Here is a 16,683-nt window from a genome sequence, read left to right on the forward strand (position 1 = left end):
AAACCACCGTAAAATATAAAAAGGTATACTAATTTTTATGAGAAAGTAAATTTTACAAAAATGGCTTCGTGACAGTGATTTGTCACATTTCACTATATCGTTTACATTAGTATAAAAAGGGTGGGGATACTGATGTTGCGAATGAAACCACAAGTATTATTAGCATATGAAGCACTCATGAGAAATATTTCCCAAGGGTACATGGGAAAAGAAGAAATTTTAGCATCATATTATAAATATCGTTCCGGATTTACTGGAGAGCGAAACTTAGATTATAAACTGAATCTACTGCCAAGTTACTATGAACAAATTTCAGATATACGATTGAAAGGTATGAAACAAACAAGATTTCAAATGGATAAAATATTACTCACATCCAAAGTAATCATTGTTTTAGAATCAAAATATATTCGTGGGGAGATCTTATACCAAAAGGATACGCGCCAATTAGTGCAAATTTTTGATGGAAAAACAAAAGCTTATAAGGATCCCGTTCTTCAAGCATTTACACAACGAAAAAACTTGAAACATTGGTTAGAACTTCATGGCTATCACGTCCCAATAGTCGCACTGGCTGTCTCGACAAACGATGAAGCTCTCTTAAAACATGATAGTGAGAACGATGAATTATCGAAATGCTTCGTTACACTGGAAGAAGTTATTTATCGAGTAGAAAAAATATATCAATCATTCAACAATGACATGCTATCAACCGTCGACATTAAAAAAATTGCTCATTTATTAAAAAAAGAAAACGATCCACTTCTCATCAACGTGCTAGATCAACATCATATACGAACAAGTGAACTTGAATTTGGGATTCGCTGCACAATATGCAACCGAAAAATGTCACGTACCTACGGCACTTGGCGCTGTAGTTATTGTGAAATCAATGATAAAGAAGCACATATACAGAAATTATATGATTATTTCCTGTTGATCGGGGATACGATGAACAACGAACAGTGCCGAGTATGGTTACAATTGGGCCGTGAAAAAATGTGGTTAGTTAGTCGTATTCTAAAAAATTCACCATTTGAAGCAACTGGTAAAACAAAGTTACGCAAGTACCATCGCCCAGCCTTCGACCAATTCCCACAAAATGCCTCAGTCGACCTTTGGAAAAGAGCGAGCGTAAGTAGATGATGCTCTCCCTAGGGTGGGGTTGCAAGATTATGGGGTATAGTTGCAAGATTATGGGGTAGAGTTGCAAGAATCCGGGGGAAAGTTGCAAGAATATGGTGTGCAGTTGCAAGAATCTGGGTAGAAGTTGCAAGAATTTGGGGTAAAGTTGCAAGATTATGGGGTAAAGTTGCAAGAATCTGAGGTGAAGTTGCAAGAATCTGGGGTGAAGTTGCAAGAATATAGGGTAGAGTTGCAAGATTATGAGGTGAAGTTGCAAGAATCTGGTGTAGAGTTGCAAGATTATGGGGTAGAGTTGCAAGAATGTGGGGTAAAGTTGCAAGATTATGGGGTAGAGTTGCAAGAATGCGGGGTGAAGTTGCAAGAATATGAGGTAGAGTTGCAAGATTATGGGGTGAAGTTGCAAGAATTTGGGGTAAAGTTGCAAGATTATGGGGTATAGTTGCAAGAATCCGGGTAAAGTTGCAAGATTATGGGGTGAAGTTGCAAGAATCCGGGGTAGAGTTGCAAGAATGCGGGGTGAAGTTGCAAGGTTATGGGGTATAGTTGCAAGAATAACAAAAAACCGCCTGTCCATCGTGGCTAGCACGACAATGGACAGTCGGTTTTCACTAGTCTAACTCCAGGTGTTCACGGAGTTGTGTAGAAACTTCATTTAGTTCTTCTTCATTCATAATATAATACCAAACGCCATTAATCATTTGGCCTTCCCCACGTTCGAAGTATAATTGATGAACGTCTTTCGTTGCGTCACGGTAGTTCTTCTGAATATCTACCATATCATCGAAATCTAAGTTCGTACGTACATTAGCACTGATAGAATCAAAGATTTCTTTATAATTCATAATACTACTGACAGATGCGCCTTCTTTCATCACTGCCTGTACGATTTGTTTCTGACGATCTTGACGACCGAAGTCTCCACGTGGATCTTGTTTACGCATACGAACATATGCAAGAGCATCTTCACCGTTTAAGTGGATATTACCTTCGCTGAACCCGTCAAATGCGATAGAGTTGTTTACATCGACACCACCGACTGCATCCACAATTTCTTTAAAACTTTCCATATTTACTTGGACTGCATAGTCTAAAGGAATGTTCATTAAATTCTCTGTTGAATCTAATGCCATTTTTACGCCACCGAATGCAAAAGCGTGGTTTAACTTATCTTCATTTCCTTGTCCGACTATTTCTGTTAATGTATCACGAGGGATACTGACCATCATGGAAGAGTCTTTCTTAGGATTTATTGTCATTACAATCATCGTATCTGAACGACCGCTGTCTCCTTCACGAGCATCTACCCCTAATAGTAAAATACTAAATGGATCTTGGTTATCAAATGCAATCTCGGAATCTCGCATATCCGATTTAGGACGTTCAGGAATAATTTCGTGAATATCTGATGCTGTACGTTTTATATCGATATAGACTTTAGCGATTAATGCTCCAACTGCTAACACAAAAATTCCAATAATTAATAGAAGCCACTTTTTCCATGTCATGCCTTTTTTTGCTTTTTTTCTACTTCTTTTATTTTCAGCCATAACTAGTTGTTACTCCCTTCTGATTCGATAAAATATGAGGATAACTGATTTGCCCAAAAATCTAATCCTTCGTCTGTTGGAAATCCTTCAGCTGTTATATACGTATCCAATGAACCTTCTTCTATATCATTCCAAACATCAATCCAGATTTCAGAACGATTATTCATCGTTCCTTCTATATGATCATATCGTTCAGGTCCATATTCTAATGAAGTTGCTTTTGGGTTAGGATGGACGATGACCACTGCCTCGGAATCCTCCCAAAAATCTAAAACTTCATTTAGATAATATGCAGTATCTTCATACGAAAGAAGTCCATGATTATTATACGTGAAAGGGTCTAAAATAACAATATCATATGCCTCTTTATTTAAGTTATTTATTTCATCACTATTTGCAATGGTTGATATGGATGCATCTTCTGTAAATAAATAATATTCGACTTCTACATTGCCCATTAATTCATTTTCCATTACATTGGTGAAAACTTCTGGAAAAATATTATTTTCGGTTGTCATATAGTCTGAACCGATTATTAAATAGCGAATTGGTTCTTCTGCATTAAGTCTTTCTTCCACTTTATTAGTAATTGCATCGTTTTTCATAGCAACAGTTATTTCATGATTAAAAGGAGATTCTTTTTTAGTAGAATTTGAAACTTCTTTCCCATCTACCTTCTTCTTTTTCTTTTCTGTTTTATCGGTATTTACTTCTGCAACAACCTCTTTATTTGTTTTTTCTAAAGTTAATTTCCAATAAGAATAACTAGCAATAATAATACAAAGACTTGCTGCGATGGTAATGAAAAAGAAAGATTTACTTTTCATTACGTTTCCCTCACTTTCAACGATGTTATCTATATCCATCTATCATACAATTATATCCAAATAAAAACCACTATGAGCAAATATCCCTAAAATAATCACAGGAAAATACCAAATTCATCGTAAAAAGATAGTATTTCAAAAAAGATAATGCTATAATAAAAAAATATTAGGTAAATATTTATAGGAACATAGACCGTTATTAGTGCAAATGAATTACTAATGAAAATTTTGTGTGAAAATTCCAACAATGGAAGACTATTATAGTATAATATAATAGCTATTAATTATTAAAGGAGAAACAGCAAAAAATGGAAGAAACGATTGAACTACAACAAATATTTACTATCCTAAAAAAACGGATAAAACTAATAATTGGAACAGCAGTAGCCGTTTTAGCAATTGCTGCATTTATAAGTTTTGTTATTTTAACACCTATCTATGAATCTTCTACACAATTATTAGTAAACAAAGAAATAGAAGAAGAACAATTTAATACGCAAGATATTCAAACGAACCTTCAATTAATAGAAACATATAGTTTAATTATTAAATCCCCTGCAATATTAGATATTGTAGCCGAGCGTTTAAACGACGAATATACTGTTTCACAATTAAATGAAAAAATATCTGTTAATAGTGTTGAACAGTCTCAAGTAATTGATATTAAAGTACAAGATAAAAGTCCTAATGTAGCAGCGACAATTGCAAATGAAACAGCAAAAGTGTTCCAAGAAGAAATCGTGGAATTAATGAGTGTAGATAACGTAAAAATCTTATCCCAAGCAGAATTAAGTGAAAACCCAACACCTGTAAAACCGAATCCGAAATTAAACATGGCAATCGGACTTGTATTAGGAGCGATGTTAGGAATCGGTATTGCATTCTTATTAGAATATTTAGATACGACCGTTAAAAATGAAAAAGACGTGGAAGATTTATTAGACTTACCAGTATTAGGGGGTATTTCCACGATTACAGAAGATGAAATGAAGAAAACAGAGTTACATGTCGAGCGTAGAAGGCGAGGAAAAGTAAGTGTTTAAGAAAAAAAGAAAACATATGGATCAAAAAACAGCACGTCAACTTATTACCGTAGCATCACCCAAATCGATTATTTCTGAACAATTCCGTACGATCCGGACGAACTTAACATTCTCATTGCCAGATGAAGAGCTAAAAACATTATTTTTTACATCTGCTTCAGCACTAGAAGGGAAGTCAACCATCTCTGCAAATACGGCAGTAACATTCGCACAAGCGGGGAAAAAGGTACTATTCGTAGATGCTGATATGAGAAAACCAACTGTACATTATACTTTTCGCTTACCGAATGCGGCGGGTTTATCGACTGTTTTAACGAAACAAATTACTTTAGAAGAAGTAATTCGTGAAACAGATATTGATAACTTATCTGTTATAACGAGTGGACCCATTCCACCGAACCCTTCAGAGTTACTAGGTTCTAAGACGATGACTTCTTTACTTGAAAAGTTAAAAGAAGATTTTGATTTAATCGTATTTGACGCACCACCAACATTATCTGTTACAGATGCACAAATTTTGTCTAATGAAATGGATGGAACGGTGCTAGTTATTGATGTTGGATATACAGAGAAAGATTCTATTATAAAAGCGAAGGAATTACTAGAACAAGCAGATGCAAAAATTCTCGGTGTCGTTTTAAACAACTATACGAACAGTAGTGGAGAGTATTACGAATATTATGGATAATAAAGGAGAATGATGCTTATGATCGACATTCATGCTCATATTATTCCAGGTGTAGATGATGGACCTGAAACAATTGAGGAAGCAATGCGTATGCTTGAAGATGCAGCAGAGCAAGGGATTACACATATATTTGCAACAAGTCATGCGAAAAGTCCTCAATACGATGTAAGTGTAGAGCAAATTAAAAGTGGCGTAGCATTACTTCGTGAGGCGGTGGAAGCAAATGATATCCAAATCAATGTTTTACACGGACAAGAAATTCGAATTCACTCGAAACTATTAGAAGATTTAGTAGAAGGCAAAGCATTGCCATTAGGTAATTCGCAATATGTCTTAGTCGAATTTCCGACACGAGAAATACCTGATTATGCAGCAACTGTATTTGAAAAAATGTTATCGAATAATTTTGTACCGATTATTGCACATCCAGAAAAAAACCGTCCTTTAATGGATAAACCAGAATTACTATACAAGTTTGTCAAACAAGGCTGTTTATCACAAGTGACGACTGGTAGTTTAGTTGGTCACTTTGGTAGTAAAATAAAGGATACTGCTCTTTCATTTATTAACCATCAACTCGTTCATTGTATCGGTTCCGATGTACATAACTTAACATCAAGGCCCTTATTATATAATGAAGGTATTAACGAATTAGATAAAAAAGGCCTATCAAAACAAGCAGATATTTTAATAGAAAATAACTTCCGTATTCAAGAAGAGAAGCTTGTAATTATTCAAGAACCTATAAAGCCAACGAAGAAATGGTGGAACGTCTTTCAATGGGCGTAATAAATTGGGCGGATATATATCCGCCCTTTTTCTGTGTAATTTAAACTAGTTAACGTGTAGAATATAGTAGGATATTACGAAATATTGTGGTACAATATTACCGGTATAATAGGAAACATTGGTAAAAAATCAGAATTATATTAGAAAAGGAGAAAGATGAAATTGTCTATAAAGACACGTTTTGGTATCTTTATGTTAATCGACTCAATAATCGTCTTAACGGCAATATTTTTAAGTACGTTAATCATACAACCAACGATGGACGTATTTTTGAGTCAAACATTAATGATAAGTGCCGCCATCATGTTAATTACCCACCATATATTTGCGACAATGTTCCATTTATATGATCGCGCATGGGGAGTTGCCTCCATTCGTGAACTCGTTGTTATTGCTATAGCAGTTACATTAACAATTATTGTTACAATGATCTTCCAAAAATTTATCCTCGGAAATGTAGTTATTCGTGTGATGTTTTTAACATGGCTTCTGCATATTATTATGATTGGTGGATCTCGCTTTGTCGTACGGATGTGGACGGATAGAGATCATTTAAGAATGCCATCAAGAAAGGCGAAACATGTCCTTATTGTCGGTGCAGGTCAAGGGGGAACGATGTTAGCGAAAAATCTTTTACATATGGACGAGCGTGAGCTTATTCCAAGCGCATTTATCGATGACGATATTGCGAAACAAAATATTCGCATCCACGGTGTACCGGTTGTTGGGCAGTTAGAAAATTTAGAGCAGATTATAGAGAAATATCATATCGATGAAATTATTATTGCTATTCCATCTTTAACAGTTAAAAAGAGAAAGAAAGTTGTAGAAACATGTAATGCAACAAATTTACCTGTAAAAATTATGCCAAAAATAGAAGATATTTTCACTGGGAAATTACAAGTATCAGATATTCGAGAAATTGAAATTGAAGACTTACTTGGACGTGAACCCGTTCAACTTGATATTTCCGGATTACAGAATATTCTTGCAAATGAAACGATTATGGTAACTGGAGCGGGTGGATCTATCGGTTCTGAAATATGTCGTCAATTATCTAAGTTTAATCCAAAACGTATTTTACTTGTCGGACACGGTGAATTTAGCATTTATACTATTTATATGGAATTACATAAACAGTATCCAGAAATCGAGTATTTACAAATTATTGGAGATGTAAAAGATAAACGACGTATGGCTTCCATCGTTGAAAAATACCGTCCTAAAATTATTTACCATGCAGCCGCACATAAATATGTCCCAATCATGGAAGAAAATGGGCATGAAGCGATTAAAAATAATGTTATTGGAACAAGAAATGTTGCGGAAGTTGCTCGTGATTATGAAGTAGATACATTTGTACTCATCTCTACTGATAAAGCGGTAAATCCAACGAATGTAATGGGAGCATCCAAACGTGTTGCTGAAATGATTGTTCAATCATTAAGCCGGCAAGAATCGAAGACGAAATTCGTTGCAGTGAGATTCGGGAATGTACTTGGAAGCCGCGGCTCAGTTATTCCTTTATTTACAAAACAAATTCGTTCAGGTGGTCCGGTAACGGTAACACATCGTGATATGACAAGATATTTTATGACAATTCCTGAAGCAAGTCGACTTGTTATCCAAGCGGGAAGTCTTGCCCGTGGAGGCGAAATATTTGTCCTCGATATGGGGGAACAAGTGAAAATTGTTGACCTTGCCAAAAATATGATAAAGTTATTAAGTAATGAAGAGGATGGCATCGAAATAAAATATACAGGTCTTCGTAAGGGAGAAAAAATGTATGAAGAACTATTAAATGAAGATGAAATCCACCCTGAACAAATTTATGAAAAAATATACATTGGCAAAACAACAAATGTAGATATAGGGGTCATTACAAGATTAACAGAAGAATTTCATGACCTTACACAGGCACAATTAAAAGAAAGATTAATGGAAATTGTGTATGAGGGAAAACCGGAATTGTTAGAGAAAATAGATGCATAAATATTGGAGGAAAATGAAATGAAACAGGTAAAAAAAGCAATTATTCCAGCAGCGGGCATGGGAACTAGATTCCTACCTGCAACAAAGGCGATGCCGAAAGAAATGTTACCGATTGTGGACAAACCGACGATTCAATACATCGTAGAAGAAGCAATAGCATCTGGTATTGAAGATATTATTATCGTTACAAGTCATACGAAACGTGCGATTGAAGACCATTTTGATACAAACTTTGAATTAGAAGAGAGCTTAAAGAAAAGTGGAAAGTTAGAGCTTTTAGAAAAAGTGAAAGAAGCTGAAATCGATATTCACTATATTCGACAAAAAGAGGCAAAAGGACTTGGACATGCCGTATGGTGTGCACGTAAATTTATTGGCGATGAACCATTCGCTGTATTACTTGGTGATGATATCGTTCAATCGGAAACTCCAGGATTAAAACAATTGATAGATAAATATGACAAAACAGGTAGTTCTGTTATTGGTGTACAAACTGTAGAGGACGATGAAACAGATCGTTACGGAATTGTTGATCCTATTAGTAATGATGGACGTTTATATGAAGTAAAAGAATTCGTTGAAAAACCCAAACTAGGTACAGCACCGTCAAACTTAGCAATTATGGGACGTTATATACTAACACCTGAGATTTTTAACCATCTAGATAAACAACAAATAGGTGCAGGTGGAGAGATTCAATTAACCGATGCAATCCAAATGTTAAACGAAGAACAAAACGTATACGCATATGACTTCGAGGGTAAGCGTTATGACGTTGGAGAAATTATGGGATTTGTTAAGACAACGGTGGAATTTGCGTTAAAAGATGAACGGATTAAAGATGAATTTGAGCAATATTTAAATGAGATAATTTCAGATATTAATAATATTTAATAAAAGGAGTAAATTAAATGTCTCAAGATATTAAAAACATTTCATTTTCGCCACCAGATATAACTGATGCTGAAATAAAAGAAGTGGTTGATACATTAAAATCCGGTTGGCTTACAACTGGACCTAAAACTAAGAAATTAGAACAGAAAATAGCTGAATATATTGGTGTAAACAAAGCGGTTTGTTTAAACTCAGCAACTGCTTCAATGGAATTAACTTTAAGAATTTTAGGTATTGGTCCAGGTGATGAGGTAATTACATCTGCATATACCTATACTGCCTCTGCTTCGGTTATTCATCATGTGGGTGCAAAGATAATATTGGTTGATACAGAAAAAGATTCATATGAGATGGACTATAACCAACTGGAAAATGTGATTACAGAAAAAACTAAAGCAATTATTCCAGTTGATATTGCAGGTAAAATGTGTAACTATGATCGTATTTTTGAGGTTGTAAATAGCAAAAGGCACCTTTTTAAACCGAATAATAAAATTCAAGAACAAATTATGCGTATTACAGTTATAGCGGATGGAGCGCACTCATTTGGTGCGAAAAGAAAAGGGAAAATTAGTGGACAAGTTGCGGATTTCACTTGTTTTTCCTTTCACGCTGTTAAAAACTTAACAACCGCTGAAGGTGGTGCGGTTGTTTGGAAATCCGACTTAGGTTTAGACGATAATGAACTATACCGACAATATATGTTATATAGTTTACACGGACAATCGAAAGATGCATTATCTAAGACAAAAGCCGGTTCTTGGGAATATGATATTGTTTTTCCTGGATATAAATGTAATATGACTGATATTACGGCAAGTATTGGTTTAATCCAACTTGAAAGATATGAAAGTTTGCTAAGAAAAAGAAAAAATATTGTATTACAATATAATACACTTTTTGAAAAAATAAATGTAAAACCTCTGAGACATATTGATAATGTATACGAATCTTCATGTCATTTATATATATTAAGATTACCTAACTATGATGAGGATAAGAGAAATACATTAATTTCTGAATTGGCAAGTAGGGGAATTTCCACAAATGTACACTATAAACCTTTACCATATTTAACCGCGTATAAAAACTTGGGTTTTAAAATGATTGATTATCCTAATGCATATAAACAATATGAACAATCAATTACATTGCCGTTGCATACACAATTAACAAATGGAGATATTGACTATATATTTAAAAATCTTAATAATCTATTACAAAAATAAAATAGCAATACTTCAAGAACAAATTAAATAATTGTTTAAATAATGAAAAGCAAAATTCATAAATAAATCAAATACAAAATAAATCGATTGTTTTGTTTAGGATATTATTAAGTTGTAATTGAGGATGTTTATGATTGATAACTTGTCTATCACTATGTATGAGTTCAGTTTTAAAGTAATAATATCTTCGCTAATCTTCTATTAATAGGAAAAGTTGAAAACTGTTGTAAGCCCGATAAATCTCTTGATCTATTCATATATAATTATTGTTTAGGAACATCAGGCAGGAAACGTTTGGTTATTAGTAAAATATATCTGCAATTTATAGTTACATAAGTTATTTGAAATGGCCACTGGAGAGTGAAAAATAATGAAGTTGTAAAGGTAAGTATAAATAATTAAATTGATAGGATAGATCTATAGCTAAAATCTATTATACTAGGAGGTTCCTAAATGAAACTTGAATTTGAAAGGATCCAATCGCATAATAAGTCAAAAATAAAGGAAATATCAAATATTATAAATTCATGTGGTATAGATATGTATGAAAGACACGGTTTAAACCATTGGTCTAAAGAATATACGATAAATATGATAGAAAAAGAGTTTGATTCAAGAGAAGTATTTCTTGCTAGAGATCTCTGTTCTAATAAGTACATACATACATTTCAGTTAGAACACTTTATTGAAAATAATATGAAAGGCGTAGTTTTACATAAGTTTGCAACTAGTCCTTTATACTCAGGGTTAGGTATAGGTGATTCAAGTCTAAAATATATTGAAGAATATTGTGAAATAAAAAATATTAAAATTTTAAAATTAGAAGTGTATGAGAAAAGTATTAATGCAATTAAGTTTTATGAAAAGAGAGGTTTTAAGCAAATTTCTACGAGAAATACCACAAACTTCAGTGTAATAATAATGCAAAAATTGCTATTTAATTAAAGGTAGTGAACAAATGAAGAAGATTTTAATAGTAGGTTCAGGGTTTTTACAAAGCTTTATTATAAAAAAAGCAAAAGAAATGGGATTATATACAATTGCTTTAGACAAAAATAATAATGCAATTGGTTTTAAATATGCTGATGAGCATTATTGTATAGATATTGTTAATGAATATGAATGTTTAAAAGTTGCAAAACAATTAAATATTGATGGCGTAGTTACAGGAGCTACTGATTATGGGGTATTATCGACCTCCTTTATATCAGAAAAAATGAACTTACCAGGACTAGCCTACAAAACTACTGAATTGATTAAAGATAAGCATAAGGTGAGGAGTTTATTATCTACGGCAAATATTAACGATGTTAAACAGTTTTATACAGTAGATAAAATGAGTAATTTTAAAAATATAAGTCGCCAATTAAAATATCCAGTGATGATTAAACCAATTGATGGTTCAGGCAGCCGTGGAGCATATAAAGTAAATGAAGAAAAAGATTTTATTGAGTTTTCAAAATTATCAATTGAGAATTCTGCAAAAGGTGTCGCTCTAGTTGAGGACTTTATAGAAGGTAGAGAATATGGCGTAGAATCCTTTGTATATGGTGGGAAAGTTTATGTGTTATCAATATTAGGCAAAATAATGACGGACCATCCAAATTATGCTGAATTAGGTCATTATACAATTTCGGATAAATCAGTGGAATTTAAAATTAAAAAAAAGGTTGAGCAAATTATAAATGTATTGGAAATTGATTACGGTTCAGTCAATATGGATGTTATTGTTGATGAACAAAACAATGTTTCAGTTATCGATATAGGTGTGCGTATGGGAGGAAATTTGATAGGGTCACATATAATCCCGTTAAGTACAGGATTTCCATATATAGAAAATATTATAAGGGCTTCTTTAGGCGAAAAGATTGATACTCATTTTGCAAAAAATAGAAAAGAAGTTGCAACACGAGTTATTGCTTTAAAACCGGGAGAGATTAAAAAAATACCAAATATCTCGGAGATTGAGAAAGAATATAATGTTAATATATTACACACTTTAAAAGAAGGGAAATTTATAAATGAATATCAAAACAATTTGGATGGTCTAGGCTACATCATTTCGTCCTCTAAAAATGTTCAAGAAGCAATGCTTAAAAATGAAAAAGCTTTACAAGTTTTAAATAAAAAGATAATAAGAAAATAAGAAAACAAGGTGATAATATATGTTTTATCAACGATTTAAACGTTTATTAGATATTTTATTGTCTATTTTGTTATTACCTTTATTTTTAATTTTATACATTGTAATAGGTACTTTAATTAAGTTGGAAGATAATGGTCCTGTTATTTATAAAGGTGAAAGAATAGGGAAGCGTAATAAAAAATTTTTCATGTACAAATTTAGATCAATGAAAGTAGATGCACCAAACATATTGAATGCAGATGGTAGTACATTCAATTCTGAAAATGATCCAAGAGTAACAAAAATCGGGAAATTTATACGTGAATCTAGCATTGATGAAATACCGCAAATAATTAATGTATTACGAGGAGATATGAGTTTTATAGGACCAAGAGCTAGTTTATATTCTGTTTTATCGACGTTTGAAGAAAAAGAAAAGGATAAAATGAAAGTGCGCCCGGGGATAACTGGTTATACACAAGCTTATTATAGGAATGGTTTATCAAATAAAGAAAAGAGATTAAAAGATGCTTGGTATGCTAATAATGTATCATTTTTTTTAGATTTGAAAATTATTCTTAAAACTATACAAATGGTTATTAAAAAAGAGAATATTTATACAAAATAAACGCTAGGAGATAATCATGAAAGTAGCATTAATCGCGATTCGAACGAGTGATAAGAAATTAAATAGGTACGAACTTATTAAATTATTACAATCAAAGGGGTATCAGGTATCTTATTTTGCTAAGAAAAGTGAGGGAAAAATTCATTCGGATTATAATGATTATAATGTTAGATTTATAGAATCACCTTTATTAAGGGCGAATTTAAACCCAATAAAAGAAATAAAAGTTTTAATCAGTTTACTTAAAATTTTTAAAAGAGAACAATTTGATTCAATTGTTGTGTATGGTATAAATATAATGCCTTCTGTTATCATTGCTGCAAAACTTTCAAGGATTAAAAATATTATCGCAATTGTTAATGGATCTGGAAGATTATTTAAACTTAAAGGAATAAAAGGATTTTTCATTAAATCTATATCCTATCCATTATTAAAGTTGTCTTTCAAAGTTTCTAAGCATGTTTTTGTGCAAAACTTAGATGATATTGTCTTATTGAAAAAAAAACATTTGTTATCTAATAATTATTCACACATTAATGGCAGTGGTGTTAATATCGAAAGGTTTAAGTACACAAGTCTAAAAGTAACTAATTCTTTTACCATGATATCAAGGTTAACAGGATTGAAAGGTGTTAATGAATTTTTATATACAGCAAAAAATATAAAATTAAAATATCCAGAAGTTAGATTTAATTTAATCGGTCCAATGGATAACGACGATAAAAGTATTAATATAACTTTATTCGAAGAATGTATTCAAAATGGAATTGTGAACTACTATGGTGAAGTAGAAAATGTAAAAAAGTATTTAGTAAAAACATCTGTATTTGTTTTGCCTTCATACTATCCAGAAGGAGTGCCAAGAGCTATCTTGGAGGCAATGTCTGTTGGAAGACCAATAATAACAACTAATTCTCCAGGATGTAGAGAAACTGTTATTAATGGTGAGAATGGATTTCTTATTGAGCCGAAAAGCATTGAGGATTTAACAGAAAAAGTTGAGTGGATGATAAAAAATGAAAATTGTTTAAAACATATGGGGTTAAAAAGTCGTGAATTATGTGAGAAGAAATTTGATGTGAATCTTGTTAATAAGGATATAGTTGAAAAAATCGATTAGGAAAATGTATATGAGTGTAAAAAATAAATCAATTGAAGGAATAAAGTGGACAACATTAAATACTGTTTTTAATGCTTTTATAACACCTATTTTTTATATACTTTTAGCTGTGTTTTTATCTCCAACGGAATTTGCTTATATTGCTGTAATTACATTGTTTTTTAGGATTATACCTATTATACCGAAGTTTGGTATAGAAGAAGCGTATATCAAATTGGACAAAATAAGTAAATTGCAAAATACAAGTTTATTGATGTTTAATATATTTTTAACATCTGTATTTATTGTTATCTTATATTTTTCCTCTTCCTCAATAGAGACTTTCTATGGATTAGAAAATTTATCTAAGACTTTGAAGATTTTGATGTTTGGTATATTTTTTGAAAGTTTAGAAGTATTATTTGTTGGTGCTTTAAAGAGGAATTTTTTATTTAAAGAAATAACATTAATAACGATGAGTGGAATGTTAGTACGAACATTAACCACAATTGTGCTCATAACGATGAGCTATAGTATTTATAGCTATGCAATTGGAATAGGTATCTCTACGTTGTTAAAGTTAATATTATATGTATTTATTACCCATAAATGTAAAGTTATAGGATTTATTCCAAGATTTAATTATAATGCCCTAAGAAAGTTACTAAAATTTGGATTCCCTGTAACATTGAAAAGTCTATTAACGGTAGGTAACCAAAGAGTAGATGAAGTAATTATAGGGGCATTTTTAAATGCTGAGCAATTTGGAATTTATTATTTTGGTAAAAACCTAATGACACAGGTATACACAGCAATTACACAAACATTTTCATCAGTATTATTACCACTTTATTCGAAATTAGCTGAATCAATTATAAGATTGAAAGATACTTATTATAAAATAATTAAATTCACTTCGTTATTAGGATTTCCTATATTAATAGGTATTGTTTTAACTGCAGATTTATTTGTCCCGATAATATTTGGAAGTGAGTGGGAAGAAAGTGTAATAGTGATTCAAATTTTATTTATTGCCGTTTCGTTACCCATTATTACTGGAAATAACGCGGTAGCTTTATTGTATTCAATGAACAAACCAACGATGGTATTAAAAATAGAAACAATAACCTCACTAATTTATCTATTAGTATTAATCGGTGGATTACAAATTAAACAAAGTGTATTAGTTGTTGTAATCATACATGCCTGTTTTTTAGTTTTAAATGCATTGATATTTCAATATTATGTAAACAAACAAATTCATAGTAATTTTTTAGCATTATTTGTAAATATGAAATCTGTCATTAGTGGTATAATTTTAATGATAATTTCAATTTACTTTATAAAAAACTTTTTAATATATTCTTTTGGTGATATAAATAAATTAATTATAATAATTCTGATAGGTGCTATTATATATGTTTCAACAATAATAGTGATTGATAAAAAAAGTATAAATGAAATTTATACTCTAGTAAAACGATGAAAATTATTAAGGATTGTGTTTAATATTGAAAAAAATTATATATATGACTATTGCAGTATCTCTTGTATTTTATCCTATATATATATTTGATAGTGGATATCCACAAATATCAGACATATTAATGTTTGGATCATTTATAATGTTTGTTTTTAAATATGAAATAAGAAATGATCTTATTTTAAAAACAGTATTAGCTTTGCTATTTTTAATCTTTTTTATTAATTTCTTTTGGGGATTTATTTATTCAAGTACTGAATTTATAATTAGTTCTTTTTATTATTTATTAAACTTTAGCTTCTTAATTATGATTATTAATATTTATTTTACTGATGGAAAAATCTTATTAGAGGTAATTTATAAATCTATTGTTATAAGTATAGTAATCCAAATATTGTTATCTCCCTTTTTAATTAATAAAGGTTTAACGAGACAAACTTTGTTGTTTAATAACCCTAATCAATTAGGGTATTACTCATTATTGTGTCTAGTTATTGTTATTTTACTATACTTTATATTAAACAAAAGATTTTCTCATTTTCTATTAATAACGTTAGCTTCGATTTATTTAGCTTTTTTATCAAATTCAACTTCAACAATAATATCGATGCTTTTTATTGTTTTTGTAACGATTGTGTATATTTATTTTGCAAAACTTAAATTAAAAGGAAAACTGATTACTATGTTTTGTTTTTTTATAGTGATAATAAGTTTATTAAGTAATTATGGATTTATTAAGGATTCAGCTTTAATAGAAAACTTTCTGAACAGAATAAATCAAAAAGAAGAAAAAAATATATCAGTTATGGAAGAAAGACACTATAACAGAGTACTTGATTATTTTGAATTGACATTTTTCGGAGCAGGAGAAGGTTTAACCAAGGAAAGGTTTGATAGCCCAGTAGAAATACATTCAACAGTGTTGTCCTTTTATTTTAATTATGGAATTATAGCTACATTATTATTACTATTATTATTTTTAATATTATTAAATAAAATATCGTTTATTCCAATTATAATATTGATTGGATTGCACTTTTATGGATTAACTCATAATGGAATTAGACAACCTCTGTTTTGGTTAGCACATGCTTTAATTTATATAGGGAATTATCAAGGTATATTTAATTTAAGAAATACATTTAAAGTTACATACAATAAACGATGACACTATTTAAAACTAAATATAATCT

16 protein-coding genes are annotated in these 16,683 nt (G+C 31.2%); 14 read left to right on the forward strand and 2 right to left on the reverse strand.

All coding sequences use genetic code 11. The annotated features are described in order from the left end of the window. Positions 1–132: 132 nt before the first annotated feature. Together WKT09_RS08080 and WKT09_RS08085 are read left to right on the forward strand one after the other, a co-directional pair. Positions 133–1,146 carry a nuclease-related domain-containing protein gene (locus WKT09_RS08080; protein ID WP_340415552.1) on the forward strand — a complete coding sequence of 338 codons (1,014 nt, stop codon included), beginning with the start codon at positions 133–135 and terminating at the stop codon, positions 1,144–1,146. Positions 1,147–1,270: 124 nt separating this feature from the next. Beyond that, entirely contained in the window at positions 1,271–1,585 is a 315-nt protein-coding gene (locus tag WKT09_RS08085) for a hypothetical protein (RefSeq protein WP_340415553.1), read from the forward strand. A 169-nt stretch (positions 1,586–1,754) separates the two neighbouring features. On the opposite strand, the gene WKT09_RS08090 is transcribed toward WKT09_RS08085, so the two are convergent. Continuing rightward, positions 1,755–2,693 (reverse strand): LCP family glycopolymer transferase, encoded by a 939-nt coding sequence (locus tag WKT09_RS08090; protein ID WP_340415554.1) that lies wholly within the window; start codon positions 2,691–2,693, stop codon positions 1,755–1,757. Between the two features lie 2 nt (positions 2,694–2,695). Further along, entirely contained in the window at positions 2,696–3,520 is an 825-nt protein-coding gene (locus WKT09_RS08095; protein WP_340415555.1) for a hypothetical protein, read from the reverse strand. 308 nt (positions 3,521–3,828) lie between these two features. On the opposite strand from WKT09_RS08095, the gene WKT09_RS08100 reads away from it, so the two are divergent. From WKT09_RS08100 to WKT09_RS08155, 12 genes are all read left to right on the forward strand, one after another. Further along, a complete protein-coding gene (locus WKT09_RS08100) occupies positions 3,829–4,563 on the forward strand; it encodes a YveK family protein (protein ID WP_340415556.1) in 735 nt (244 codons plus the stop codon). Further along, entirely contained in the window at positions 4,556–5,251 is a 696-nt protein-coding gene (locus WKT09_RS08105) for a CpsD/CapB family tyrosine-protein kinase (RefSeq protein ID WP_340415557.1), read from the forward strand. The genes WKT09_RS08100 and WKT09_RS08105 overlap by 8 nt, the downstream gene beginning before the upstream one ends. Positions 5,252–5,269: 18 nt before the next feature. Continuing rightward, positions 5,270–6,040, forward strand: coding sequence for a tyrosine-protein phosphatase (locus WKT09_RS08110; protein WP_340415558.1), 771 nt, complete (start codon positions 5,270–5,272; stop codon positions 6,038–6,040). A gap of 156 nt (positions 6,041–6,196) precedes the next feature. After that, on the forward strand, positions 6,197–8,032 hold the full coding sequence (locus tag WKT09_RS08115) for a polysaccharide biosynthesis protein (RefSeq protein ID WP_340415559.1): 1,836 nt from the start codon (positions 6,197–6,199) through the stop codon (positions 8,030–8,032). Positions 8,033–8,050: 18 nt separating this feature from the next. Beyond that, positions 8,051–8,926: a UTP--glucose-1-phosphate uridylyltransferase GalU gene (gene galU / locus WKT09_RS08120; protein ID WP_340415560.1), complete on the forward strand. Its 876-nt coding sequence runs from the start codon at positions 8,051–8,053 to the stop codon at positions 8,924–8,926. Positions 8,927–8,943: 17 nt separating this feature from the next. Further along, positions 8,944–10,155 (forward strand): DegT/DnrJ/EryC1/StrS family aminotransferase, encoded by a 1,212-nt coding sequence (locus WKT09_RS08125; protein ID WP_340415561.1) that lies wholly within the window; start codon positions 8,944–8,946, stop codon positions 10,153–10,155. A gap of 453 nt (positions 10,156–10,608) precedes the next feature. Continuing rightward, entirely contained in the window at positions 10,609–11,100 is a 492-nt protein-coding gene (locus WKT09_RS08130) for a GNAT family N-acetyltransferase (protein WP_340415562.1), read from the forward strand. Between the two features lie 13 nt (positions 11,101–11,113). Then, on the forward strand, positions 11,114–12,301 hold the full coding sequence (locus tag WKT09_RS08135) for an ATP-grasp domain-containing protein (RefSeq protein ID WP_340415563.1): 1,188 nt from the start codon (positions 11,114–11,116) through the stop codon (positions 12,299–12,301). A 19-nt stretch (positions 12,302–12,320) separates the two neighbouring features. Then, positions 12,321–12,908, forward strand: coding sequence for a sugar transferase (locus WKT09_RS08140; protein ID WP_340415564.1), 588 nt, complete (start codon positions 12,321–12,323; stop codon positions 12,906–12,908). A gap of 16 nt (positions 12,909–12,924) precedes the next feature. Further along, a complete protein-coding gene (locus tag WKT09_RS08145) occupies positions 12,925–14,028 on the forward strand; it encodes a glycosyltransferase family 4 protein (protein ID WP_340415565.1) in 1,104 nt (367 codons plus the stop codon). A gap of 10 nt (positions 14,029–14,038) precedes the next feature. Continuing rightward, positions 14,039–15,493: an oligosaccharide flippase family protein gene (locus tag WKT09_RS08150; RefSeq protein WP_340415566.1), complete on the forward strand. Its 1,455-nt coding sequence runs from the start codon at positions 14,039–14,041 to the stop codon at positions 15,491–15,493. A 25-nt stretch (positions 15,494–15,518) separates the two neighbouring features. Beyond that, positions 15,519–16,658, forward strand: coding sequence for a hypothetical protein (locus WKT09_RS08155; RefSeq protein WP_340415567.1), 1,140 nt, complete (start codon positions 15,519–15,521; stop codon positions 16,656–16,658). Positions 16,659–16,683: the final 25 nt, after the last annotated feature.

Origin of the sequence: Pseudogracilibacillus sp. ICA-222130, from assembly GCF_037892545.1 — a bacterium.
GTDB lineage: Bacteria > Bacillota > Bacilli > Bacillales > Amphibacillaceae > Pseudogracilibacillus.

Excerpts from the sequence above, each read along its gene's own strand:
- WKT09_RS08080 (WP_340415552.1), top strand. The coding sequence starts at position 133 with ATGTTGCGAATGAAACCACAAGTATTATTAGCATATGAAGCACTCATG.
- WKT09_RS08090 (WP_340415554.1), bottom strand. The coding sequence starts at position 2,693 with ATGGCTGAAAATAAAAGAAGTAGAAAAAAAGCAAAAAAAGGCATGACA.
- WKT09_RS08095 (WP_340415555.1), bottom strand. The coding sequence starts at position 3,520 with ATGAAAAGTAAATCTTTCTTTTTCATTACCATCGCAGCAAGTCTTTGT.
- WKT09_RS08100 (WP_340415556.1), top strand. The coding sequence starts at position 3,829 with ATGGAAGAAACGATTGAACTACAACAAATATTTACTATCCTAAAAAAA.
- WKT09_RS08110 (WP_340415558.1), top strand. The coding sequence starts at position 5,270 with ATGATCGACATTCATGCTCATATTATTCCAGGTGTAGATGATGGACCT.
- WKT09_RS08115 (WP_340415559.1), top strand. The coding sequence starts at position 6,197 with ATGAAATTGTCTATAAAGACACGTTTTGGTATCTTTATGTTAATCGAC.
- galU (WP_340415560.1), top strand. The coding sequence starts at position 8,051 with ATGAAACAGGTAAAAAAAGCAATTATTCCAGCAGCGGGCATGGGAACT.
- WKT09_RS08125 (WP_340415561.1), top strand. The coding sequence starts at position 8,944 with ATGTCTCAAGATATTAAAAACATTTCATTTTCGCCACCAGATATAACT.
- WKT09_RS08130 (WP_340415562.1), top strand. The coding sequence starts at position 10,609 with ATGAAACTTGAATTTGAAAGGATCCAATCGCATAATAAGTCAAAAATA.
- WKT09_RS08135 (WP_340415563.1), top strand. The coding sequence starts at position 11,114 with ATGAAGAAGATTTTAATAGTAGGTTCAGGGTTTTTACAAAGCTTTATT.
- WKT09_RS08140 (WP_340415564.1), top strand. The coding sequence starts at position 12,321 with ATGTTTTATCAACGATTTAAACGTTTATTAGATATTTTATTGTCTATT.
- WKT09_RS08145 (WP_340415565.1), top strand. The coding sequence starts at position 12,925 with ATGAAAGTAGCATTAATCGCGATTCGAACGAGTGATAAGAAATTAAAT.
- WKT09_RS08150 (WP_340415566.1), top strand. The coding sequence starts at position 14,039 with ATGAGTGTAAAAAATAAATCAATTGAAGGAATAAAGTGGACAACATTA.